The following is a 22168-nucleotide window of genomic DNA, read 5'->3' on the forward strand; positions in this document are numbered from 1 at the left end:
TTTAAATTTATTTTATGAAATAATTCCCATCAAAGCTTATGAGAGAATACTGCCTTTCATCGCCTATGCTCTGCGTTAGCTCTTCTACGCTTAAAAAGCTTAGCGTATCAGCTTCTACATATTCACGCACTTCCTCGGCGTTTTTATTCGCACTGATAAGCTCTTCAAAGGTTGGCGTGTCAATACCATAAGTATCTGGGAATTTAATCTCAGGACAAGCTATGGCAAGATGAATTTTACACGCTCCTGCAGCACGAAGCAAGGATATAATTTTTTTAGAAGTGGTTCCACGCACTAAGCTATCATCAATCACAACGATTTCTTTGCCTTCTAAAACCTTGTGCATAGGATTAAGCTTTAGTTTTACTTTTAAATTTCTAAGCTCTTGGGTGGGTTCTATAAAGGTTCTTCCTACATAATGGTTTCTTACTATCGCCATTTCAAGGGGGATTTGCAAGTATTGCGCAAAACCTATGGCAGCACTGACACCACTATCTGGCACAGGCACAACAAAATCGGCTTTATAGGTAAATTTCTTCGCCAAAGCCTCGCCCATTTTTTTACGCACTTCATAAACGCTTTTGCCTTCTACTATGCTATCAGGTCTGGCAAAATAAATATATTCAAAAGCACAAATTCTAGGCGTTTGAGTAAAGAGTTCTAGGCTCTCAAATTTATCATTTCCTTGAGTGAAAATTAGCATTTCTCCGGGTTTGACATCGCGGATAAATTCAGCTTCTATCAAATCAAAAGCACAAGTTTCACTCGCTACTATATAGCCCCCATCTTTTAAGCGTCCTAAGGACAAAGGACGCACCCCATAAGCATCCCTTGCTACATAAAGCTTATCTTTACTTGCCAAAACAAAACAATAAGCCCCCACACAATCTTGCAAACTTTGGATAAATCTGTCTTTTAAGCTTTGCTTTTTGCTTCTTGCGATGAGATGGACTAAATTTTCTGTATCCATATTGGTTTGAAAAATAGCCCCATCTTCAATGAGTTTAGCTCTTACTTCTTCTTTATTGACCAAATTACCATTGTGAGCTAAGGCAATATCGCCAAAAACTGAAGTAGCCGCTATGGGTTGAGCGTCCTTTAAGCTTGAATTTCCTGCGGTAGAATAGCGGTTATGCCCTATGGCTAGGGCGCCTTCTAGGCTTTTTAAATTCTTGGGGTTGAAAATTTGATTTACTTCGCCCTTAGCCTTGATGGTTTTAATGTTTTTACCATTACTCACACTAATACCGCTTGCTTCTTGCCCGCGGTGCTGCATAGCAAATAAAGCATAAAACGCATAAGTGCTAGCATTTTTTGAATTAATCACTCCTACAACCGCACACATTTAAATTCCTAAAAAATCATTAATAGCATACATTTTTGGCTCTTTTTTATGAAGCCAAAGGGCGATTTTAATCGCACCCTTAGCAAAGGTCGCCCTTGAAGTAGCGGTATGGTTAAGCTCTAAAAATTCTCCATCTTCATAAAAGCCTATGGTATGGCGTCCTACTATATCGCCACCCCTTAAACTCATCACAGCAATCTCATCTTTGCTTCTTTCGCCTATAATGCCATCTCTTGCACTTATTCTTACCTTTTCAAGCTCTAAATTTCTAGCCTTTGCCACGCTTTGGGCTAAAGTCATAGCCGTGCCACTAGGAGAGTCTTTTTTATGGCGATGGTGCATTTCTAAAATTTCTATATCAAAATTTCTTAACATCGCACTAGCTTTTGAAGCAAGATAATTTAAAACCGCCACACCCAAAGACATATTACTTGCGTAAAAAATCGGCATAACTTCACTTGCATTTTGCATTAAATGTATGGTTTTTTCATCTAAGCTTGTTGTGCCTATTACCAAAGGCTTAGGCATAGTTCTTGCATAATTTAAAAGCTCACGGGTCCCACTTGGGGAAGAAAAATCGATTATCACATCGCTTTTTTCAAAAAGCTCTTCTAGCTTTCCACCCTTATCATAAAGCATTGAACTTTGTGCTTGTGTTTCGCCCTTTAAACACTCTTGTATCTGTTTTCCCATGCGTCCTTTAGCGCCATAAATTCCTATTTTAATCATCTTTTTCCTTGCAAATAAAAGCTGATTTTAGCATTTATTTTGTAAATTTTACATAAGAAAATTAAGCTTTAGGCTTTTTTAATTTTTGTAAATTAGCCAATAAAACCGCTTCTTCGCCCAAGCCCTTGCTATGATAAAATTTCAAATCCTTGCTAAGATATTTTTGCTCCACCCAGCCACCAAAATCGTGTGGATAAAGATAGTTTTGTTTTTCTGGGTGATTGTTATTAAGATAAGCGGGTATTTCTAAGGCTTCATTGTTTTTTACATAGGCTAAGGCTTCGTTAATGGCTTTATAGCTTGCATTGGACTTAATGGCACTGGCTAAATAAACCACGCACTGCGCTAGGATAATTCTTGCTTCAGGATAGCCTATATTTTTAACAGCTTCTAGGGTAGAAACGGCTAAATTTAAAGCATTGCAGTCTGCATTGCCTATATCTTCACTTGCAAAAATCACTAAACGCCTAGCGATAAAATCAGCACTTTCACCCCCATCAATCAATCTTGCAAGATAATAAAGCCCCGCATCCACATCGCTTCCACGCAAACTTTTTATCATCGCACTGGCTAAGATATAATGTGTATCTTTTGAGCTGACACCTTCGCTATTTACGCCATTGCGAAGTTTTTTAAGATTTGCAAGGCTAACACGCTTTTCGTCCAAAACTAAAGCAAATTCAAGTAGGTTTAACATAGCTCTAGCATCCGCACTCTTAAGCAAAAAGGCTCTAGCTTCTTCATCAATGCTAAATTTCATTTTTTCTTGGACGCGCCAAAGTAAAACTTCAAGCTCCTTTGCTCCTAAAAATTTAAATTCAAAAAGCATAGAACGACTTCTTATACCAGAACTTAAAACAAAATAAGGATTTTCCGTGCTAGCTCCTATTAAAATCAAACGATAATTTTCCATAGGAATCAAAAGCATTTCTTGCTGAATTTTGCTAAGGCGGTGAATTTCATCAATGAAAATTAAGGGTTTATAAAGACTATTTTTATAATTATCTAAAATTTTTCTAAGCTCTTCAAGCTTAAAATTTCCCCCATCAAATTCATAAAAATCTAAGCCAAATTCCTTTGCCACCACCCGAGCAAAGCTAGTTTTTCCAGAACCTGCAACCCCAAAAAATATACTATGGGGAAGCTTTTGTAGGGCAATAAATTTTTTAAAAACTTCTATAAGCTCATCTTGTCCTAAAATATCATCTAGTTTTTGGGGGCGAAAAGTTAAAGCTAAGCTCATTAATTTAAATCCATATTTGAAAATTCGCTACCATTAATTTTGAGTTGAGGATTAGCTAGGCTATCATAAGATAAATTTAGAAAAAAGTTGTTATTTTCTTTTAAAAAATATTGATTTAAACCTCCATAATTTTTAGCCCAAATAAAAATTTTATCAGGCTCATCTGAACTGATAATCTGTAATTTTGCTTGATAAGCATTGTTAATATTTAAACTGCCTTGAAAACTGATATTTTGTTTATTTTTTTCAAGAATTAAATTTTGTATTTTTAGAACAAGATTTTTTTGAATAAGATGAGCGATGTTGAATTTTGAATCAAAAAATTTATTTATAGTTATATTAAATTTTGTTTTGTCAAAATTCAAATTCTGTCCCAATAAAGATTTAAGCTCAATATCAATTTCATTGGTTCTTCCTTGTATGTTTAAGCTTAGCGTTGAATTTTCTTCATTAATATTTACTTGGTTTTTGCTGTAAAAAGAATTGATTTTATTGTTATCTAGCATAAGATAATCAAAGTTGATTTCTTGTTCGCTATCGCTAAATAAATTTAAATCATAAAATTGCGATGGATTGTTAAAAAATTGTTCGTAATTTAAATTTTGTAATACAAATTTAGTGTAAAACTGAGAAAAATCAATCGTATCAAAATGTATTTTAATGTTTTTAATTTCTAAATTTTTATTCATTAAAGCTTCGATATATCCGCCGTTTATGATAGTATCTCCACCTTCATTACTCGAATTTATATCTTTAATATTTAGAAATATTTTAGCCTTGTCCTTGTCTAATTTGAGAGTAAAAGTCCCTAATTTATTATTTTTTAACACTTCATCTAAAAAATTAAAAGGATTTGTAAAATCTCCTTTTATAATTTTATTTAAGAAAAAATAATTATTAAACTTAAGGTTGATTTTGGTTGAAAGTTGTGTATGAGAATTGTTTAAAGTAAAACTTCCTTTAGAAGTTAAAAAACCTTTCTGGAAGTAAATATCTGTAATTATATAATCAGTATTGTTATTTTTGCTAAATTTATTAAATAAAAGTTCGTTAGTGTATCCTATATAAAATATATGAATAATAAAACCTAATATAAAACAAAAAACAATAAAAATCCATTTTTTCATTATTCGCCTTGGATGAAAATATAAATGTTATTTTATAAACTGCTTGTTAAAAAAGAGTTTAAATTTCTATTTAAGAATAGTGAAGTAGTTTAGCAAAGAATAAGCTTGTATAAATCCCTTATTTAAGGGATTTATATCAATAAGCTTTTTTATAACATTGAATTTCAATTTTTCTAGCTACTGGAATAGCTTGAGTATTTGGTGTAGCAGACGTTCCATAAGAAATTTTACTTTCTAAAAAATTTCCAACTTGCAAATCTTTAAAAGTCCCATCTTTATCTGTTCCAAAAATACCACAATCATCCATTTCTATTTCAGTATTTGGCAAAACCTTAATAGCCATTTGTCCGCCATAAATTGAGTCAATAAGCAAGGTTTTATTGTTATCATAAATTTGTGCAATAGTGCCTTCAAGTTTTAGACTATCTGCAAAAAGCATTGAGCCGGTTAAAAGTACTGATGCAAGTAAAATACTTTTTTTCATAATTATTTCTCCTTAAATGTAAAGTGATGACATTATAAAATTTTTAAGTGAAGCGAATGTGAAGTTAAAAATTTTATAAAAATATAAGCGTTTTTTTGTATTATTTTATTTTACTTTGAGAAAAATTATAAATTTAAACTTATAAGAATATTTTTTAAGTTGAAAGTAAATTTTAAAACGGAGAAATGATGTATCAAAAACAAAATTTACCAGAACTTACCTTAAGGGGTTTGATTTTAGGAAGTATTTTAACTATTATTTTTACAGCTTCGAATGTATATTTGGGGTTAAAAGTGGGGCTTACTTTTTCATCATCAATTCCAGCTGTGGTTATTTCCATGGCGGTTTTGAGTCTTTTTAAGACTTCAAATATTTTAGAAAATAATATGGTCCAAACTCAAGCTTCAGCAGCAGGGACTTTATCAGCGGTCATTTTTGTTATTCCGGGTCTTTTTATGTGTGGGTATTGGAGTGAATTTCCACTTTGGCAAACCTTTATGATTTGCCTTTGCGGTGGGGGACTTGGAGTGCTTTTTACTATACCTTTAAGAAGAGCTATGGTGGTTGAAAGCAATCTTGCCTATCCCGAAGGCAGAGCTGCTGCTGAAATTTTAAAAGTAGCCAATAAAGACCAAAGCAATAAAAAAGGAAAACAAGGTATCAAGGAAATCGCATTAGGCTCCTTTATAGCTGCCGTTTTTAGTTTGTTGAGTAATGGTTTCAAACTTGCCGCAAGTGAGAGTAATTTTGCTTTTATTTGGAATAAAATGGCTTTTGGTTTTTCTATGGGATATTCTTTAGCACTTTTGGGTGCGGGTTATCTTGTAGGTTTAGCAGGGGCTTTAGCTCTTTTTGCAGGAATGTTTTTAGCGTGGGGTGTTTTCACTCCTTATCTTTCAGGCTTTGAATTTGATGGGACAAAAAGTGCCACCGAACTTGCTGCAAACATTTGGAGTGCTAAAGTAAGACTTATAGGAACTGGAGCGATTGCCATAGCGGCACTTTGGACTTTGATAGAACTTTTAAAACCTGTTATCGATGGGATAAGAGAAATCGTCAAAAATGTAAAAATTTCAAATTCAAACAATACAGACAGAGTCAATACCGACATTTCACTAAAAAGCATTTTTATTCTTTTTATCTTAATGGTTGTTGGCTTATTTATCACATTTTATAGCTTTGTAGGGGATGCGAATTTAGGAGCTTCTTATCAACTCCTTTTTGCTCTAGTTGGAACTTTAGTCTCTGTGTTGATAGGGTTTTTTGTAGCAGCAGCTTGCGGATATATGGCAGGTCTTGTTGGCTCTTCTTCAAGTCCGATTTCAGGGATAGGACTTATTGGTGTGATTGTTTCATCTTTAGTGTTTTTGATTTTAGGAGCGGAACTTTTCAAAGACCCTACCTTGTCTAAATTTGCCATTGCTTTAGCAATCTTCACCACCAGCGTTATTTTAGCCACAGCTGCTATTTCAAACGACAATTTACAGGATTTAAAAACCGGACATTTAGTAGGTGCTACCCCTTGGAAACAACAAGTTGCCCTGCTTATAGGCTGTGTTTTTGGGGCTTTAGCCATAGTTCCTGTTTTAAATTTACTCTATCAAGCCTATGGTTTTGTTGGAGCTATGCCAAGGGAAGGTATGGATACTTCATCAGCTTTAGCAGCACCACAAGCCAATTTAATGAGCACTATCGCTCAAGGAATTTTTCATCATAATATCGAGTGGAACTATATAGCCTTTGGTGTTGCTGTGGGAATTGTAATTATTGTTATAGATAAAATTCTAAGAAGAACACAGAAAATGTCTTTGCCCCCTTTAGCTGTAGGAATAGGCATTTATCTCCCGCCTGCTGTTAATATACCTTTGGTTATAGGCGGGGTTTTAAAATATCTTGTAATGCGATATTTGGCTAAAAAATACGCAAAAAATTCTCATAAAGAAGAAAAACTTGCGATTTGCGAACAAAGAGGCACACTTTTTGCTTCGGGACTTATAGTGGGTGAGAGTATTTTTGGGGTGATTATTGCTGGTATTACCGTGTTTTCGGTTAGTATGGGTGGCGATGAAAGCCCTTTGGCTTTAAATTTGGCAAATTTTCACGATAGTGAGCTTTTTGCACTTGTCTTTTTTGTAGGGGTTATTTTATATTTTATCAAGCGTCTTGTAAAAAAAGATTCTTAATCTTGGAGTAACCCCCCCCCCCATTTAATCCATTGGGTTATAATTTTTCTTTGTAATGATTTAGCAAGGGTAAAAATGGAAAATTTATATGCTTTTATACTTGGACTTATCGAAGGTTTAACTGAGTTTTTGCCTGTTTCTTCCACAGGACACATGATTTTAGGCACAACTATCTTAGGCATTAATATAGATGAATTTTGGAAAAGCTTTTTAATTATTATTCAGCTAGGCTCTATTTTGGCGGTGCTTTTTGTGTTTTGGCAAAGGCTTTTTAAAGGCATTGATATTTGGATAAAACTTGCGGTGGGGTTTTTTCCTACTGGAATTATAGGGCTTTTTGTAGCAAAACATTTAAATGCTTTATTTAATGGCTGGGTGGTTGTTTTTATGCTTATTTTTGGCGGTGTGGTGTTTATTCTTATAGAACTTGCACACAAAAACAAACAATACTCCATCAACTCCCTAGAAGAAATCACTTTTAAACAAGCTTTTTGCATAGGACTTTTTCAGTCTTTAGCGATGATTCCGGGAACTTCAAGGAGTGGAGCTAGTATAATAGGCGGACTTTTGCTGGGATTAAATAGAAAAACAGCAGCCCAGTTTAGCTTTTTACTTGCCATTCCAACGATGATTATTGCCACAGCTTATAGTATTTATAAAGAGCCTGAGCTTCTTAGCAATGCTAATTCCTTAATCCCTTTAAGCATAGGTTTTATTACTGCTTTTGTGGTGGCAGTTTTTGTGATTAAATTTTTTTTAAAATTTATTTCTAAATTTGATTTTATTCCTTTTGGTATTTACCGCATTGTTTTGGGAATTTTGTTTTTCTATTTGTATTACAGCGGGATTTTAAATGCAGGAAGTGAGTTTAAGCTATAAACTTAAATTTATTCTAAAATTTTTTGAAAATAAGCTGAATTTCAAAAATAATTAAGTATCATTAAGCCTTAAAAAGCTAGAAACAAAACTTTATAAACACTCACAGAGTCAGTGAGCCAAAAAGGTAAAAAAATGAAACAAGAAATCATAGGATATTTGGATAATGAGAGTTTAATTGACACTCAAAGTGTCAAAGATACAAAATTAAAAAGCATTTATTTTGATAATTCTAAAGAAAGTTTAAGCCTTATCCGCCATTCTTGTGCGCATTTGATGGCACAGGCGATTAAGGCTCTTTATCCTGAAGCAAAATTTTTCGTAGGTCCTGTTATAGAAGATGGATTTTATTATGATTTTCGTGTAGAAAGTAAGATTGGTGAAGAAGATTTGGCAAAAATTGAAAAAAAGATGAAAGAATTTGCCGAAGCAAAACTTGAAATTTCAAAATACGAAATCACAAAAGATGAAGCTTTGGAAAAATTTAAAAACGATGATTTAAAACAAGAAGTTTTACTGCGTATCCCTGATGGCAATGTGGGTATCTATACTCAAGGCGATTTTGAAGATTTATGTCGTGGTCCTCATGTGCCAAATACCAAATTTTTACGCTTTTTTAAGCTTACTCGCGTTGCAGGAGCTTATTTGGGTGGCGATGAAAAAAGAGAAATGCTAACTCGCATTTATGGCACTGCTTTTGCCGATAAAGAGAGTTTAAAAGAGCATTTGCACATTATGGAAGAAGCAAAAAAAAGAGACCACAGAAAACTAGGAAGCGAACTTAAGCTTTTTACCTTTGATGATGAAATAGGCGGTGGGTTGCCTATTTGGCTAAGTAATGGTGCAAGACTTAGGGCTAAATTAGAGCAAATGCTTTTTAAGATTCACCGTTTGCGTGGCTATGAGCCTGTTAGGGGACCTGAGCTTTTAAAAGCCGATGCGTGGAAGCTAAGTGGGCATTATGCAAACTATAAAGAAAATATGTATTTTACGCAAATTGATGAGCAAGAATACGGCATTAAGCCTATGAACTGCGTAGGGCATATTAAAATTTATCAAAGCGATGTAAGAAGTTATCGTGATTTGCCTTTGAAATTTTTTGAATACGGCGTGGTGCATAGACACGAAAAAAGCGGAGTTTTGCACGGACTTTTTAGGGTGAGAGAATTTACCCAAGATGATGCGCATATTTTTTGTATGCCAAGCCAGATTAAAGAGCAGGTTTTAGAAATTCTAGCCTTTGTGGATAAGCTGATGAAATTATTTGATTTTAGCTATGAGATGGAAATTTCAACCAAACCCCAAAAAGCCATAGGCGATGATAGCATTTGGGAAGTAGCAACTTGTGCTTTAAAAGAAGCTTTAGATGAGCAAGGTTTGAAATACGGCATCGATGAGGGGGGCGGGGCTTTTTATGGTCCAAAGATTGATATTAAAATTACAGATGCCCTAAAGAGAAAATGGCAGTGCGGGACTATACAGGTGGATTTTAATCTACCAAGCCGTTTCAAGCTCGAATACACAGCTAGCGATAATGAAAAAAAGCAACCTGTGATGCTTCATAGGGCTATTTTGGGTTCTTTTGAGAGATTTATAGGTATTTTAACCGAGCATTGTGCGGGAGAATTTCCTTTTTTCATCGCACCTATTGCGGTGGGTATAGTGCCTATTAGTGATACTCATATTGGCTATGCAAAGGAAATTCAAAAAGCATTACTAGAGCTTAATATCGATAGCGAAGTGTATGAGAAAAATGAGAGTTTAAGCAAAAAAATTCGCACCGCCGAAAAACAGAAATTACCTATGATTTTGGTTTTAGGCGATGATGAGTTAGCCAAACGCAGCGTTGCTTTAAGGGATAGAAGAGCTAAGGAACAAAAAAATCTTAGCTTGAATGAATTTATTAATTTAGTTAAGGAGAAAATGAATGAGGTGCATTTTTGAGTAAAGAAAAAGAAGTATTGCTCAATGAAGAAATAAGAGCGGATGCAATCAGATGCATAGGTGATGATGGTAAAGCGTATGGCATTATCAGTAGCGATGAAGCCTTAGAACTTGCTAATCGTTTAGGACTTGATTTGGTAATGATAGCTGCGGATGCTAAGCCTCCAGTTTGTAAGATTATGGACTATGGAAAATTCCGTTATCAACAAGAAAAAAAGCAAAAAGAAGCGAAAAAAAAGCAAAAAGTCATCGATATAAAAGAAATTAAACTTTCTATAAAAATCGCTCAAAATGATATTAATTATAAGGTAAAACACGCTTTGGAATTCTTAGAACAAGGCAAACATGTGAGATTTAGAGTGTTTTTAAAAGGGCGTGAAATGGCAAGTCCTGAAGCGGGTGTAGCCTTGCTTGAAAAAATTTGGCAAAGCATTGAAGATAAGGCAAATCGCGACAAAGAACCACATTTTGAAGGGCGTTATGTTAATATGCTTGTAACTCCAAAGAGAGGTTAAATGTTTGATAACTTTTCTCAAATTAAAGAAAATTTTGATAAGCTAAACATCGACAAAAGTCATTTTATTAATTCCAATGATATTTGCACTCCTATGGAGTGTGTTAAAGAAATGCTTGATAGTTTGCCTGAAAATTTTTGGAAAAAAGAGAATTTGAAAATTTTAGATTCTTGTTGTGGTAATGGAAATTTTCACGCTTATGCAGTCTTAAAAACTCCTTTAAAGAACTTATATTTCAATGAAATCAACCCCAAAAGAATAGAAAATTTAAAGGCGTATTTTGGCGAGAATTTAAATTTAAGCATAAAAGATTTTTTAAGCTTTGATGAGTTTTTGGAAGAAGATGAAAAATATGATTTGATAGTCTCAAACCCTCCTTATGCTAAATTTAATGGAGAAAAAAGAGTATCAAAAAACCATAATCTTTCAAGAGCTTTCATAAAAAAAGCTTTAACACTTACTAAAAAGGGGGGTTATATTTTATTTATTGTGCCGAACAATTGGATGAGTTTTGCAGATAGAAATACTTTACCAAAAGAACTTACAAATTTTCAATTTAAAATCCTTGATATTGGTGGGGCAAAAAAATATTTTCCAAAGGTTGGTTCATCTTTTACTTGGTTTTTGCTTCAAAAAATACCCAATTCGCAAAGTTTTGAAGTAAGAAATTCTTACATACTCAAAGATACACAATTTGTTAAATTTATGCCAAATTCCAATTTTATCCCCTTATATTGCTCTCAAATCGTTCAGGATATTATTAATAAAACCCTAAATAATCTCACTTTACCAAAATACCCCATTCAAACAAGCTCAAATTTACATCGTTACACAAAAAGAAAACTAATTAGCAGCACAAAAGACAAAGAATACAAATACAAACTTATCCATACTCCAAGTCAAGTAGTTTATAGCAAAATCCCTCATCTATACCAAAAGGGTTATAAAGTTTTTTTGAGTCTTAGTAATCAGTATAAAATTTTCATCGATGAATGCGGAATGACTCAAAGCGTGGCTTTTATAAAATGCAAAAATTTAGATGAAGCTAGGAAGATAAAACAAGAATTAGAACAGCCTGTTTATAAATTTTTAAATAATATTTGTCGTTATGGAAATTTTAACAATGTGCGAGTTTTACAGCATTTTCCACTTTGGAATAGTTTTCACTTAGATAAAAAAGAAGAAGATTTTGTAAAGGAATTTAATAAGGCGTATTATGGCAAAAAATAAAAACAAAAATATTGTTCCGCTCAAACACATAGACGAACTTGAAAACGAATGCCAATGGGAAGATTTTGAATTTAAAGAATACTTTGAGGCTATTGCAATTTTAGAACCGAATTTAGCTTTGGAAAGACTTGAAATAAGGTATTTAAATGAAACCAAATGTAAAGATGAAGGCTTTGTGTATGTTTTTGTAATTGAAAATAAAATATTTAAAATAGGACAAAGCATAACTAATTTAAAAAAGCGAATTCAAAGCTATAATTGTGGCAAGATAGAATATAGAATCAATGGCACTAATTCCACTACAAATTATTTTGTTTTACAAAGTCTTTTAAAAATTAATAAAGAAATTATAGTTTATGCCTTTTTTCCACCCAAACCAAGTTATGAAATTTTTGGCAAACATTTTAAAGATAGCTACCCACCTAGCAAAAGAGCTGAAAATATCATCTTAAAGGCTTTTATCAAAAAAGAAGGAAAAAAGCCAATAGGTTGCACACAAAGCTAAATGCTAATCAAAGAAAATCCCGCTTTTTTAAAAGAGCAAATCATCACTTGGCTTAACAATAAAATCTTATTAAGATATAAGCTTTTAAATTCTAAACAAAGCTGTGGATTTAATCCGTAAAAATTTAGTTAAAATAAAAACAAAATTTAGTTTTACAAAAATTTTAAAAAAGGTATAAAATGACAAGCACCAAACAAACTCAAGAAGAAGAAAATTTTAAAGTCAAATTCACACAAGATTATTTCAACCCCAAGCTTTGTAAATACGGCAACGCAAGACGAGATATTACCCTCTACGATAAAAAGGGCATCCCCCTTTTATACATTGAAGCAAAGCTTACGCTAAACGCACAAGAGAGGGCAAAAGCCCTAGCCCAAGTCGTGCTAACCAACAAAAAGCAAAAGCATATCTTAAACCACCTTGCTCTTATTTATAGAGAAAATGACAACGACATTTTAGAATTTATAGAATTGCAAGATGATTCAGTGATGTTTAACAACGATTTTCATTGGGATAGCGAAACTCCAAGCAAACCCACTCGTGATGCCATTGATAGGATAAATGATAGGCTAAAACAAAGTGCTAAGATTATCAAATACCAAAACCAAGAGATTAAAGAATTCTATGCCAAGCTACTTGAGCGTGGAGATTTAAAGATTGCTATCACGCTGAAAAATATGATTACCATTTTTTACGCGTGGAAAGACACCATACGCTTTAAAAATGAAGTAAAAAATGAGCAAACCCTAATCAATCTTTTTTTAATAGATATGCTAGACAACACAAAATACCAAGATAGTTTAAAAATTGCAGGCATAGAAGTAGGCTCACTCAAACCACTCATTAGAGAAGGCACAAACTTAAATGCTTTTGAAGTAGAGAAAAAAGACGATAAAGTAAGATTTGTAAATGAGAACAATGATGAAATTTACACCCTTTTAAACCCACAAGCCCATAAAGTCTTTTGGAAAAAATACAAACGCCCACCAGAAAAAGAAGAGTTTCTAAAGATACTAGAAGAATCCCACCTGCTCTACGATGATAAATACCGCAAAGACACAGGCGGGGAATACACACCCTTTTTCTTTGTAAGCGAACAAAACAAAATTTTAGAAAAATATTGCGAGGATTCTAAAACTTCCTTAAAAGACTATATCATTTATGACCCTTGCTGTGGCGTAGGAAATCTGCAAAATCAATTTCCAAAAGAGCTAAAAGCCCAATGCTACTTAAGCACTCTAGATTCTAAAGATGTGGATATTTGCAAGATTAAAGACTTTGAAAATGTGGTGCAATTTGATTATCTAGCCAATGATAAAGAGCCTAAATTCACACACGGCGGAGCAAAATTAAGCATAAGCGAAATTGTAAAAAGAGAAAAGAAAAAGCTCATGATCATTATGAATCCACCTTACCAGCGACAAAAAGGCAAAGAAAACAAGGCAATAAGCTTTTTTAATAAAGTCCTAAAGCTAGAGCCCGAAGTGCTAGTGTTTTACTATAAAACTGAGCAATTTTTTAGCGAAGCCTTAGAGCCTTATCAAAAAAGCGGACTTAAAATTTATAGCCATATTTTTACTACGGCAAAAAATTTTAACTTAAGCGATTGGAGCATTTCTCAAATCATTTTTAGTAAAAATTTAGGCAAGAAAATAAGTAGCAAGGCTTTCACTGCTACCCGTTATGAAAAGGATAAAATCGGCTTTAATCCCATTAAAAGCTATACCTATGATTTAAAGCGACCTAGTTTAATCAAAGAGATGGATAAAGCGATAAAAGAGAATCAAAGGGGAATGGTGCTAGGGCAGTATAGTTATCTAAGCAATGTGTTAGTAGTGAGCAATGGCGGATTTGAAAAAAATAACAAAATTACCACAGAAAATTTAAAATATGCCTTGCTTTCTAAGGGTTTAAATTTTAATGACCATGCAAAATATTTTGAAAGAAGCCCCTATGTTTTAAAGGGTAAAATCAGCGAAATCTCTCAAAAATTATTGGGAGATTGCATTACTTTTTCTTTATTTTTTAAACAAAATTGTTTCTCAAATAAACCCGTAAGAGAATCGGCTATTATACGGGGGGGGGTAATACATTTGTAGAGCTTAAAAACTACCTTATGCCCTTTAGTGCCGAGGACTTAGGAAGCCCCTGCACGCATAATATGCTTAATGTTCTCTATCCTGATAATGCCGAAATCATAGGCTATAAACAAAGCCTTTTTGAAGATTCTAAAACACCAGAACTCCCGCCCTTTGACTTTAGGGAATTTTTACAACAATTTCACTTTAGCAAAGAAGCTTTAAGCCTTTTTAACGCCGCACTAGAAATTTTCAAATACTACCACGCAAGTGATTATTATCAAAACAAAGATTATAACGATAGCTTTTATGATATTACTAATGCCATAATGGGAAAAGATAAGAATGCACCTACATCAAAGAGAAATAATCAAACTATACGAACAAACACTACTAAAGGCACACTAGGCTTTGGGCAAAAAAATATAAAATTTGTCATTCCAAGCAAGGATTTAGAGCTTTTTTATCATTTCTTTGAAGTGCGAAAAATCCTAGCCGAGAAAATCAACCAAGAACTTTTAGATTCTAAACTCCTGCTATGGAAAAGAGAAAATATTTTTTAGATAGCATATTTTAATAGGAGATATTGTAATATTTCAAATAAAATTCACAAAAATGTCAAAATATCATTAGGATACATTAATGCAAGAAAATCCCGCTTTTTTAAAAGAGCAAATCATCACTTATTTAGGCAATAAAAGAGCCTTGCTGGGCTTTTTACAAAGGGGGTTTGATTATGCTAAAAAAGAGCTTAAAAAGGACAAAATAAGCTTTTTAGATGTCTTTAGTGGTTCAGGCATAGTAAGCCGCTTTGCTAAGGCACATTCAAGCTTTATTATGGCAAATGATTTAGAAGATTATTCAAGGCTCATTAATGCGTGCTATCTTAGCAATAAAGACGCAAAGCTTCTTCAAATTCTAAAAAAGCACCATAAAAATTTAACCCAAAATATAAAGTTCAAACAAGGCTTCATCACTGAGCTTTACGCCCCAAAAGATAATGATAATATCAAGGAAAATGAACGGGTTTTTTACACTTTTAAAAACGCTTTATATCTTGATACTCTAAGATTAGAAATTGAAAAACTTCCTAAGGAATTTAGGCATTTTTTCATCGCTCCTTTAATCTACGAAGCTAGTGTTCATGCCAATACAAGTGGCGTTTTTAAGGGCTTTTATAAGGGTAAAAATGGCATAGGTAAATTTGGCGGTGAAGCAGGCAATGCTCTTAAACGCATCAAAGGGCAAATCAGCCTTAAAATGCCTATTTTTTCTAATTTTTCTTGCGAATTTGAAGTGGTGCAAAAAGACGCTAATATCCTTGCAAAAGAGCTTGAAAATATCGATGTGGCTTATCTTGACCCTCCTTATAATCAGCACCCTTATAGTTCGAATTATTTTATGCTAAATTTAATCGCAAATTATCAAAAACCCCTTGATATTTCTAAGGTAAGTGGCATACCAAAGGATTGGAACCGCAGTGCTTTTAACAAGGAAAAATTAGCTGAAGATGCTTTATTTGAATTGATTTTCAACTTAAAAGCAAGGGTGATTTTACTCTCTTATAATTGCGAAGGTTTTGTGAAGAAAGAAAAATTTTTAAAGCGTCTGCAAAGCTTAGGCAAAACTCAAATTTTAGAGCAAAAATACAATACCTTTAGAGCTTCAAGAAATCTTAAAAATCGCAATATCCATGTGCGAGAGCAGCTTTATATTTTAGTTAAAAATTAAGCTTTTTTTGTTTATAATAAGAGCTTTTAAATTCATAAGGATAGGCAAGGTGAGCATAAAAGTAGGGATTTTAGGGGCAAGTGGTTATGTAGGCAATGAATTGGTGCGTATTTTACTTAATCATCCTAAGCTTAAAATTGCTTACATAGGCTCAAGCTCTAATGTGGGGCAAAATTACCAAGAACTTTATCCTAATACTCCTTTAAATTTATGCTTTGAAAACAAAGACTTAAACGAACTTGAGCTTGACCTTCTTTTTTTAGCCACCCCGCACGAATTCAGTGCTAAGCTTTTGACTAAAGACTTGTTAAAAAAGATGAAAATCATTGATTTAAGTGCGGATTTTCGCCTTAAAAACCCTAAGGATTACGAGCTTTATTATCATTTTACCCATAGCAATACCGAGCTTTTAAAAGAAGCTGTTTATGGGCTTTGTGAGCTTTATAAAGAAGAGATAAAAAAGGCAAGTTTAGTGGCAAATCCGGGCTGTTATACTACTTGTTCCATACTTAGTCTTTATCCACTTTTTAAAGAAAAAATCATCGATTTTAAATCCGTCATTATCGATGCAAAAAGCGGAGTTAGTGGGGCTGGAAGAAGTGCAAAGACAGAAAATCTTTTTTGCGAAGTCAATGAAAATATCAAAGCTTACGGCTTAAATTCACACCGCCATATCCCTGAAATTGAAGAGCATTTAAGCTACGCAGCCAAAGAGAAAATCATTTTACAATTTACTCCCCATCTTGTGCCTATGCAAAGGGGGATTTTAATCAGTGCTTATGCGAATTTAAAAGAGGATTTGCAAGAACAAGAATTACGCGATATTTATACAAAATACTATCAAAACACTAAATTCATAAGGCTTTTACCACCGCAGTCGCTTCCGCAGACTCGGTGGGTTAAATCAAGCAATTTCGCGGATATAAATTTTAGCATAGACCCACGCACGAAGCGTGTTACCGTGCTAGGTGCTGTGGATAATTTAATCAAAGGTGCAGCAGGACAGGCTGTTCAAAATATGAATTTAATGTTTGATTTTGATGAGGATGAAGGACTTAAATTCTTTGCAAATTTGTAAAGGATAAAAATGCTAATAAGAGCAATGCAAAAAAGCGATTATGAAGCCGTTTATAAGCTTTGGAGCGAGATAAAAGGCTTTGGAATGCGTTCTATCGATGATAGTAAGGAAAATATAGAAAGATTTTTGGATAGAAACCCAAACTCAAGTGTTGTAGCTGTGGTGGATGAAAAAATTGTAGGAAGCATACTTTGCGGACACGATGGACGCACGGGGGGCTTTTATCATGTGTGTGTGCATAAAGACTTTAGAAAAAGGGGCATAGCACACGAAATGACAAAATTTTGCCTTGAGGCTTTAAAACAGGAAAAAATCAATAAAATCGCCCTAATCGCCTTTAAAAACAATGATTTAGGCAATGAATTTTGGAAACATTATGGTTTTACTTTAAGAGAAGATGCGAATTATTACGACCTTTCTTTAAATTCGCATAATCAAACTAGCTTTAATGCTTAAGGATAGAGTATGCAAAGCTATTTAGAAAAAGCTGGAATTTTAATCGAAGCCCTGCCTTATATACGCAAATTTAGCTCTAAAATCATAGTCATTAAATACGGCGGCTCTGCTATGGAAAATGAAGAGCTAAAGCATTGTGTGATGCAAGATATAGCTCTTTTAAAACTAGTGGGTTTAAAGCCTGTAATCGTGCATGGTGGGGGAAAAGATATTTCTGCTATGTGTGAAAGATTGGGCGTAAAGAGTGGGTTTAAAAATGGACTTAGAGTGAGTGATAAAGCCACGACTGAAGTAGCCAGTATGGTCTTAAATCATATTAATAAAAATTTAGTCCATAGTTTGCAAAATTTAGGGGTCAAAGCCTTAGGACTTTGTGGCAAAGACGGCGCGCTCTTAGAATGCGTGAAAAAAGATGAAAATTTAGGCTTTGTGGGGGAGATAAAAAGGGTAAATTCTAGCGTTTTAGAAGAGCTTTTAGAAAAGGATTTTTTACCTATCATTGCTCCCATTGGAATGGATGAGAGTTTTAATACCTATAATATCAACGCTGATGATGCCGCTTGTGCCATTGCTAAGGCTTTAAGAGCCGAAAAACTTGCTTTTTTAACCGATACTGCGGGGCTTTATGAAGATTTTAATGATAAAAATTCTTTGATTTCAAAAATCAGCCTTGAACAAGCTAAAATTTTAGCACCCCAAATCCAAGGCGGTATGCATGTAAAATTAAAATCTTGCATTGAAGCTTGTGAAAATGGAGTTAAGAAAGTGCATATCCTAGATGGTCGCGTAAAGCATTCTTTGTTGCTTGAATTTTTTACCGATGAAGGTATAGGCACTTTGGTGGGTTAAAGGATGAAAAATGGATTATAAAGAACAAAATCATATTATCCCTACTTATAAGCGTTTTGATATAGTTTTAGAAAAAGGGCAAGGGGTTTATCTTTTTGACGATAAAAACAAAAAATATCTTGATTTTTCAAGCGGTATAGGTGTTTGTGCCTTGGGCTATAATCATAGCAAATTTAATGCTAAAATCAAGGCTCAAGTGGATAAACTTTTACACACTAGCAATTTATATTATAATCAAAACATAGCTAGTGCGGCTAAAAATTTAGCCAAAGCCACTGGCTTGCAAAGCGTATTTTTTACCAATTCAGGCACAGAAAGCATAGAAGGAGCGATGAAGGCAGCTAGGAAATACGCCTTTAAAAAAGGCATTAAGGGCGGTCATTTTATAGCCTTTAAAAACTCCTTTCACGGACGCACTTTAGGAGCTTTATCCTTAACAGCTAAATATCAAAAGGGTTTTAAACCCTTAATTTCAGGGGTTAAATTTGCTTCATACAACGATATTTCAAGCGTTGAAAAACGAGTGAATGAAAAAACTTGTGCCATAGTGCTAGAAAGCGTGCAAGGAGAAGGTGGGATAAATCCCGCAAAGCCTGAATTTTACAGGGCTTTAAGAAGGCTTTGTGATGAAAAAGATATATTGTTAATCGCAGATGAAATTCAATGCGGTATGGCTCGCACGGGCAAGTATTTTGCCTATGAACATAGTGGAGTTTTGCCTGATATTGTAACTTCAGCTAAGGCTTTAGGCTGTGGGCTGAGTGTGGGAGCCTTTGTGCTGAATAAAAAACTAACACAAAATTCCCTAGAAGTAGGAGAACATGGTAGCACTTATGGGGGTAATCCTTTGGTTTGTGCGGGAGTGAATGCGGTTTTTGAAATTTTTAAAGAAGAAAAAATTTTAGAAAGGGTAAATGAACTTAGTCCTTATTTGCAGCAGAGCTTAGAGGCTTTGATAAGAGAATTTGGCTTTTGTAAAGAATGCAAGGGGCTAGGCTTTATGCAAGGACTAAGCCTTCATAAGAGCGTAAAAGTAGCCAATGTGCTTAGAAAATGCCAAGAAAATGGACTTTTGCTTTTGAGTTGTGGGGAGAATGATTTGAGATTTTTACCGCCTTTGATTATACAAAAAGAACATATTGATGAAATGAATGAAAAATTAAGAAAGGTTTTAAAGGGCTTTTAAGTCATTCTTTGCCATCTAAAACAGGGACAAATAAGCATTCTTCTAAAAGTTCTTTTTGTAAATTTGTGCCATTTTTGCTAATGCGTGTGATGAATTGCTTGCCATTGTGCAAAATAGGAGCGACTAAAATCCCACCATCGCTGAGTTGGTCAAGCAAAATTTCAGGGATATGCGTTGCATAAGCAGAAAAGAGTATTCTATCGTAGGGTGCATAATTTTTCCAGCCATTTTGCCCATCATCAAATTTGACATTGATATTAAAAAGCCCTAATTCCCTAAAGCTAGCGGCTGCTTTTTTGGCTAAATTTTCTATGCGTTCTATGGTAAAAACCCGTCTTATGACCTTACTTAAAATCGCTGCTTGATAGCCACTCCCACAGCCAATTTCTAATACACTATCAGCATCTTTATAATTTAAAGCCATAGTCATTTTAGCCACAGTCAAAGGAGAACTAATCCACTGAGAATTAGCTAAAGGCAGGGCATCAAGGCGGTAAGCGTGGGCTTTTAAAGGAGAGAAAATTTCACGCGGAATTTGACAAAAGGCAGAAAAAAGCTCTTCATTGATAAAAATTTTTTGGGCTATTTCTTCAGCCATACTTTGACAGCGTTTTTGCTCGAATGCGTTCATTTCTTCTCCTAAATTTAAAGAAAAATTGTAGCTAAAAAAGTTAAAATAGAGTTAAACTTGGCTATACTTGAATAAAAAGGAATAAAAATGCTTATACGGTTTAAAAATCACACTCCAAAGCTAAGCCAAAATGTTTTTGTTGCTAAGGGCGCTAAAATCATAGGAGAAGTAGAAATAGGCGAGGATAGCAGCGTTTGGTTTAATTGCGTTTTAAGAGGCGATGTTAATTTTATAAAAATTGGAAAAAGAACCAATATCCAAGATTTAAGCACGGTGCATGTTTGGCATAGAGAATTTAGCTCTGATGGTTCGCTAAAAAGTGTAGGCTATCCCACCATAATAGGCGATGATGTAACCATAGGGCATAACTGCGTCATTCACGCTTGCGTGATAAAAAATCGTGTTTTAGTCGGTATGAATGCTGTGATTATGGATGATGCTTTGATAGAAGAAGATAGTATAGTGGGTGCAGGAAGTGTGGTAACTAAGGGTAAAAAATTTCCACCACGCTCTTTAATACTAGGAAATCCTGCTAAATTCGTGCGTGAATTAAGTCAAGATGAAATAGACTTTTTAAAACAATCAGCTTTAAATTATGTGGAATTTAAAAACGAGTTTTTAGCTTCTTCTTTAAATCCTTAAGACGCTTAGATAGAACAAGTTTATAGTTTTTCTTAGGTTTTAATTTGAGCAAGTCTTCATCAAATTTCAAGCTCTGTTGTCTGCAAAAATCAGCACTTTGCTCTAAGCTAGGCACTCTAACACAGGGCTTACCTTCTTTAAAAACACAACGCAAAAGCTCCACTCTTTGACAATTTAAAGGAGGGGGTGGCAAAATTTCATCATAAATAAAAAGCTCATCATAAAGTGCCTTCCCCTTTTCATCATAAATTCTAAAAACTCTTTTTAAATGAGGCGTGGTGGATTTTTGTCTATCTTCGCTGATTTTAATTTTTGGCACGATAATGCCCTTTTCTTCGCTAGCTACTAGCTTATAAACCCCGCCAAAAATCGCATTTGGCGTTGCGGTAATAAGCCTTTCGCCCACCCCAAAGGCATCAATAGGTGCGTCTTTTAAAGCCTCTATGCCATATTCATCAAGCCCATTAGAAACGACTATTTTAAAATGGCTTAAACCCGCCTTATCAAGCCTTTGACGCAAAGCCACACTCAAAGTAGCCAAATCCCCACTATCAAGTCTCACTCCTCCTTCTTTGACACCTTCTTCTTTAAAAACTTTAATAGCATTTTCAAGTCCCATAAAGCACTCATAAGTGTCAATAAGCAAAATGGGATTTTTAGGATAAAGTCTTACATAAGCCTTAAAAGCTTCGTATTCGCTCTCAAACATTTGCACCCAAGAATGTGCCATAGTTCCGCTAGGTCTTAGCCCGTAAAGCTTACAGGCTAGGGTATTAGAAGTGCTAAGGCAGCCGCCCAAAATCGCTGCCTTTGAGCCTTTAAGTGCAGCTTGACTTCCGTGCGCTCTTCTGGCTCCAAATTCCAGCACAGGCTTATTTCCCGCTGCTCGCACTATGCGGTTTGCCTTAGTAGCGATTAAACTTTGATGGTTAATAGTGCAAAGCAAAAAAGTTTCTAAAAGCTGTGCTTCAATAGCCCTTGCCTTGATAATCATCAAAGGCTCATTGGCAAAAACCAGCTCGCCTTCACACATAGCATAAATTTCGCCTTCAAATTTAAACTCGCTTAAAAAAGCTAAAAAATCCTCATCAAAAAGTTCTTGTTTTCTTAAAAATTCTATATCATCTTCGCTAAAGCTTAAATGACTTACAAAGTCTAAAATATCTTCAAGCCCTGCAAAAATCGCAAAAGCTCCCCCATCAGGCACCTTACGAAAAAACACATCAAAATAGCAAATTCTATCTCTTAAGCCTTGCTTAAAATAGCCCTGAGACATTGTAAATTCATAAAAATCACAAAGCAAGGCTAAATTTTCTTTTTTCATCGCTCAAAGCTC

General features: G+C 34.3%; 21 protein-coding genes. 14 read left to right on the forward strand and 7 right to left on the reverse strand.

The window, feature by feature from the left end; all coding sequences use genetic code 11:
- Window positions 1-7: 7 nt before the first annotated feature.
- From purF to ACLL8X_RS07780, 5 genes are all read right to left on the reverse strand, one after another.
- Complete coding sequence (gene purF / locus ACLL8X_RS07760; protein WP_411990353.1) at window positions 8-1345, reverse strand: amidophosphoribosyltransferase; 1338 nt, start codon at window positions 1343-1345, stop codon at window positions 8-10.
- Entirely contained in the window at window positions 1346-2074 is a 729-nt protein-coding gene (dapB, locus tag ACLL8X_RS07765) for a 4-hydroxy-tetrahydrodipicolinate reductase (RefSeq protein WP_411990354.1), read from the reverse strand.
- A 61-nt stretch (window positions 2075-2135) separates the two neighbouring features.
- A complete protein-coding gene (locus tag ACLL8X_RS07770; RefSeq protein WP_411990355.1) occupies window positions 2136-3317 on the reverse strand; it encodes a replication-associated recombination protein A in 1182 nt (393 codons plus the stop codon).
- Window positions 3317-4444: a hypothetical protein gene (locus tag ACLL8X_RS07775; RefSeq protein ID WP_411990356.1), complete on the reverse strand. Its 1128-nt coding sequence runs from the start codon at window positions 4442-4444 to the stop codon at window positions 3317-3319. Before ACLL8X_RS07775 ends, ACLL8X_RS07770 begins: the two co-directional genes overlap by 1 nt.
- A 136-nt stretch (window positions 4445-4580) precedes the next feature.
- Window positions 4581-4928: a hypothetical protein gene (locus ACLL8X_RS07780; protein WP_411990357.1), complete on the reverse strand. Its 348-nt coding sequence runs from the start codon at window positions 4926-4928 to the stop codon at window positions 4581-4583.
- A 185-nt stretch (window positions 4929-5113) separates the two neighbouring features.
- Between ACLL8X_RS07780 and ACLL8X_RS07785 the strand changes: the two genes are divergently transcribed.
- The 13 genes from ACLL8X_RS07785 (at window position 5114) to ACLL8X_RS07845 (ending at window position 19559) form a co-directional block, all read left to right on the forward strand.
- A complete protein-coding gene (locus tag ACLL8X_RS07785) occupies window positions 5114-7111 on the forward strand; it encodes an OPT family oligopeptide transporter (protein ID WP_411990358.1) in 1998 nt (665 codons plus the stop codon).
- 75 nt (window positions 7112-7186) lie between these two features.
- Window positions 7187-7990: an undecaprenyl-diphosphate phosphatase gene (locus ACLL8X_RS07790; RefSeq protein ID WP_411990359.1), complete on the forward strand. Its 804-nt coding sequence runs from the start codon at window positions 7187-7189 to the stop codon at window positions 7988-7990.
- A gap of 132 nt (window positions 7991-8122) precedes the next feature.
- Window positions 8123-9931: a threonine--tRNA ligase gene (thrS, locus tag ACLL8X_RS07795; RefSeq protein WP_411990360.1), complete on the forward strand. Its 1809-nt coding sequence runs from the start codon at window positions 8123-8125 to the stop codon at window positions 9929-9931.
- On the forward strand, window positions 9928-10446 hold the full coding sequence (gene infC / locus ACLL8X_RS07800) for a translation initiation factor IF-3 (RefSeq protein WP_411990361.1): 519 nt from the start codon (window positions 9928-9930) through the stop codon (window positions 10444-10446). The genes thrS and infC overlap by 4 nt, the downstream gene beginning before the upstream one ends.
- Complete coding sequence (locus tag ACLL8X_RS07805; RefSeq protein ID WP_411990362.1) at window positions 10447-11676, forward strand: Eco57I restriction-modification methylase domain-containing protein; 1230 nt, start codon at window positions 10447-10449, stop codon at window positions 11674-11676. It abuts the gene before it with no gap.
- Entirely contained in the window at window positions 11663-12181 is a 519-nt protein-coding gene (locus tag ACLL8X_RS07810; RefSeq protein WP_411990363.1) for a GIY-YIG nuclease family protein, read from the forward strand. Before ACLL8X_RS07805 ends, ACLL8X_RS07810 begins: the two co-directional genes overlap by 14 nt.
- Before the next feature lie 179 nt (window positions 12182-12360).
- The gene (locus tag ACLL8X_RS07815) at window positions 12361-14280 is read left to right on the forward strand and encodes a hypothetical protein (protein WP_411990364.1); all 1920 of its coding nucleotides are present in this window, start codon (window positions 12361-12363) and stop codon (window positions 14278-14280) included.
- 17 nt (window positions 14281-14297) lie between these two features.
- Window positions 14298-14822 (forward strand): hypothetical protein, encoded by a 525-nt coding sequence (locus tag ACLL8X_RS07820; RefSeq protein WP_411990365.1) that lies wholly within the window; start codon window positions 14298-14300, stop codon window positions 14820-14822.
- Window positions 14823-14901: 79 nt separating this feature from the next.
- Complete coding sequence (locus ACLL8X_RS07825) at window positions 14902-15990, forward strand: DNA adenine methylase (protein WP_411990366.1); 1089 nt, start codon at window positions 14902-14904, stop codon at window positions 15988-15990.
- A gap of 49 nt (window positions 15991-16039) precedes the next feature.
- Window positions 16040-17068, forward strand: a complete 1029-nt coding sequence (gene argC, locus ACLL8X_RS07830) for an N-acetyl-gamma-glutamyl-phosphate reductase (protein ID WP_411990367.1) — start codon at window positions 16040-16042, stop codon at window positions 17066-17068.
- A gap of 9 nt (window positions 17069-17077) precedes the next feature.
- A complete protein-coding gene (locus ACLL8X_RS07835; RefSeq protein WP_411990368.1) occupies window positions 17078-17524 on the forward strand; it encodes a GNAT family N-acetyltransferase in 447 nt (148 codons plus the stop codon).
- Window positions 17525-17533: 9 nt separating this feature from the next.
- On the forward strand, window positions 17534-18373 hold the full coding sequence (gene argB, locus ACLL8X_RS07840) for an acetylglutamate kinase (protein WP_411990369.1): 840 nt from the start codon (window positions 17534-17536) through the stop codon (window positions 18371-18373).
- A gap of 10 nt (window positions 18374-18383) precedes the next feature.
- Window positions 18384-19559, forward strand: coding sequence for an aspartate aminotransferase family protein (locus ACLL8X_RS07845; RefSeq protein ID WP_411990370.1), 1176 nt, complete (start codon window positions 18384-18386; stop codon window positions 19557-19559).
- A gap of 1 nt (window position 19560) precedes the next feature.
- Here ACLL8X_RS07845 and ACLL8X_RS07850 read toward each other — a convergent pair whose 3' ends face one another.
- A complete protein-coding gene (locus tag ACLL8X_RS07850) occupies window positions 19561-20190 on the reverse strand; it encodes a protein-L-isoaspartate(D-aspartate) O-methyltransferase (RefSeq protein ID WP_411990371.1) in 630 nt (209 codons plus the stop codon).
- 87 nt (window positions 20191-20277) lie between these two features.
- Between ACLL8X_RS07850 and ACLL8X_RS07855 the strand changes: the two genes are divergently transcribed.
- Window positions 20278-20832: a gamma carbonic anhydrase family protein gene (locus ACLL8X_RS07855; protein WP_411990372.1), complete on the forward strand. Its 555-nt coding sequence runs from the start codon at window positions 20278-20280 to the stop codon at window positions 20830-20832.
- Here ACLL8X_RS07855 and ACLL8X_RS07860 read toward each other — a convergent pair.
- Complete coding sequence (locus ACLL8X_RS07860; RefSeq protein ID WP_411990373.1) at window positions 20795-22156, reverse strand: nicotinate phosphoribosyltransferase; 1362 nt, start codon at window positions 22154-22156, stop codon at window positions 20795-20797. The genes ACLL8X_RS07855 and ACLL8X_RS07860 overlap by 38 nt on opposite strands.
- Window positions 22157-22168 lie beyond the last annotated feature (12 nt).

Origin of the sequence: Campylobacter parajejuni, assembly GCF_046764905.1 — a bacterium.
Lineage (GTDB): Bacteria > Campylobacterota > Campylobacteria > Campylobacterales > Campylobacteraceae > Campylobacter_D.

What these genes read in the sequence shown, in the direction of transcription:
- purF (WP_411990353.1), bottom strand. Translation starts at nt 1,345, where the DNA reads ATGTGTGCGGTTGTAGGAGTGATTAATTCAAAAAATGCTAGCACTTAT.
- dapB (WP_411990354.1), bottom strand. Translation starts at nt 2,074, where the DNA reads ATGATTAAAATAGGAATTTATGGCGCTAAAGGACGCATGGGAAAACAG.
- ACLL8X_RS07770 (WP_411990355.1), bottom strand. Translation starts at nt 3,317, where the DNA reads ATGAGCTTAGCTTTAACTTTTCGCCCCCAAAAACTAGATGATATTTTA.
- ACLL8X_RS07775 (WP_411990356.1), bottom strand. Translation starts at nt 4,444, where the DNA reads ATGAAAAAATGGATTTTTATTGTTTTTTGTTTTATATTAGGTTTTATT.
- ACLL8X_RS07780 (WP_411990357.1), bottom strand. Translation starts at nt 4,928, where the DNA reads ATGAAAAAAAGTATTTTACTTGCATCAGTACTTTTAACCGGCTCAATG.
- ACLL8X_RS07785 (WP_411990358.1), top strand. Translation starts at nt 5,114, where the DNA reads ATGATGTATCAAAAACAAAATTTACCAGAACTTACCTTAAGGGGTTTG.
- ACLL8X_RS07790 (WP_411990359.1), top strand. Translation starts at nt 7,187, where the DNA reads ATGGAAAATTTATATGCTTTTATACTTGGACTTATCGAAGGTTTAACT.
- thrS (WP_411990360.1), top strand. Translation starts at nt 8,123, where the DNA reads ATGAAACAAGAAATCATAGGATATTTGGATAATGAGAGTTTAATTGAC.
- ACLL8X_RS07805 (WP_411990362.1), top strand. Translation starts at nt 10,447, where the DNA reads ATGTTTGATAACTTTTCTCAAATTAAAGAAAATTTTGATAAGCTAAAC.
- ACLL8X_RS07810 (WP_411990363.1), top strand. Translation starts at nt 11,663, where the DNA reads ATGGCAAAAAATAAAAACAAAAATATTGTTCCGCTCAAACACATAGAC.
- ACLL8X_RS07815 (WP_411990364.1), top strand. Translation starts at nt 12,361, where the DNA reads ATGACAAGCACCAAACAAACTCAAGAAGAAGAAAATTTTAAAGTCAAA.
- ACLL8X_RS07820 (WP_411990365.1), top strand. Translation starts at nt 14,298, where the DNA reads ATGCCCTTTAGTGCCGAGGACTTAGGAAGCCCCTGCACGCATAATATG.
- ACLL8X_RS07825 (WP_411990366.1), top strand. Translation starts at nt 14,902, where the DNA reads ATGCAAGAAAATCCCGCTTTTTTAAAAGAGCAAATCATCACTTATTTA.
- ACLL8X_RS07835 (WP_411990368.1), top strand. Translation starts at nt 17,078, where the DNA reads ATGCTAATAAGAGCAATGCAAAAAAGCGATTATGAAGCCGTTTATAAG.
- argB (WP_411990369.1), top strand. Translation starts at nt 17,534, where the DNA reads ATGCAAAGCTATTTAGAAAAAGCTGGAATTTTAATCGAAGCCCTGCCT.
- ACLL8X_RS07845 (WP_411990370.1), top strand. Translation starts at nt 18,384, where the DNA reads ATGGATTATAAAGAACAAAATCATATTATCCCTACTTATAAGCGTTTT.
- ACLL8X_RS07850 (WP_411990371.1), bottom strand. Translation starts at nt 20,190, where the DNA reads ATGAACGCATTCGAGCAAAAACGCTGTCAAAGTATGGCTGAAGAAATA.
- ACLL8X_RS07855 (WP_411990372.1), top strand. Translation starts at nt 20,278, where the DNA reads ATGCTTATACGGTTTAAAAATCACACTCCAAAGCTAAGCCAAAATGTT.
- ACLL8X_RS07860 (WP_411990373.1), bottom strand. Translation starts at nt 22,156, where the DNA reads ATGAAAAAAGAAAATTTAGCCTTGCTTTGTGATTTTTATGAATTTACA.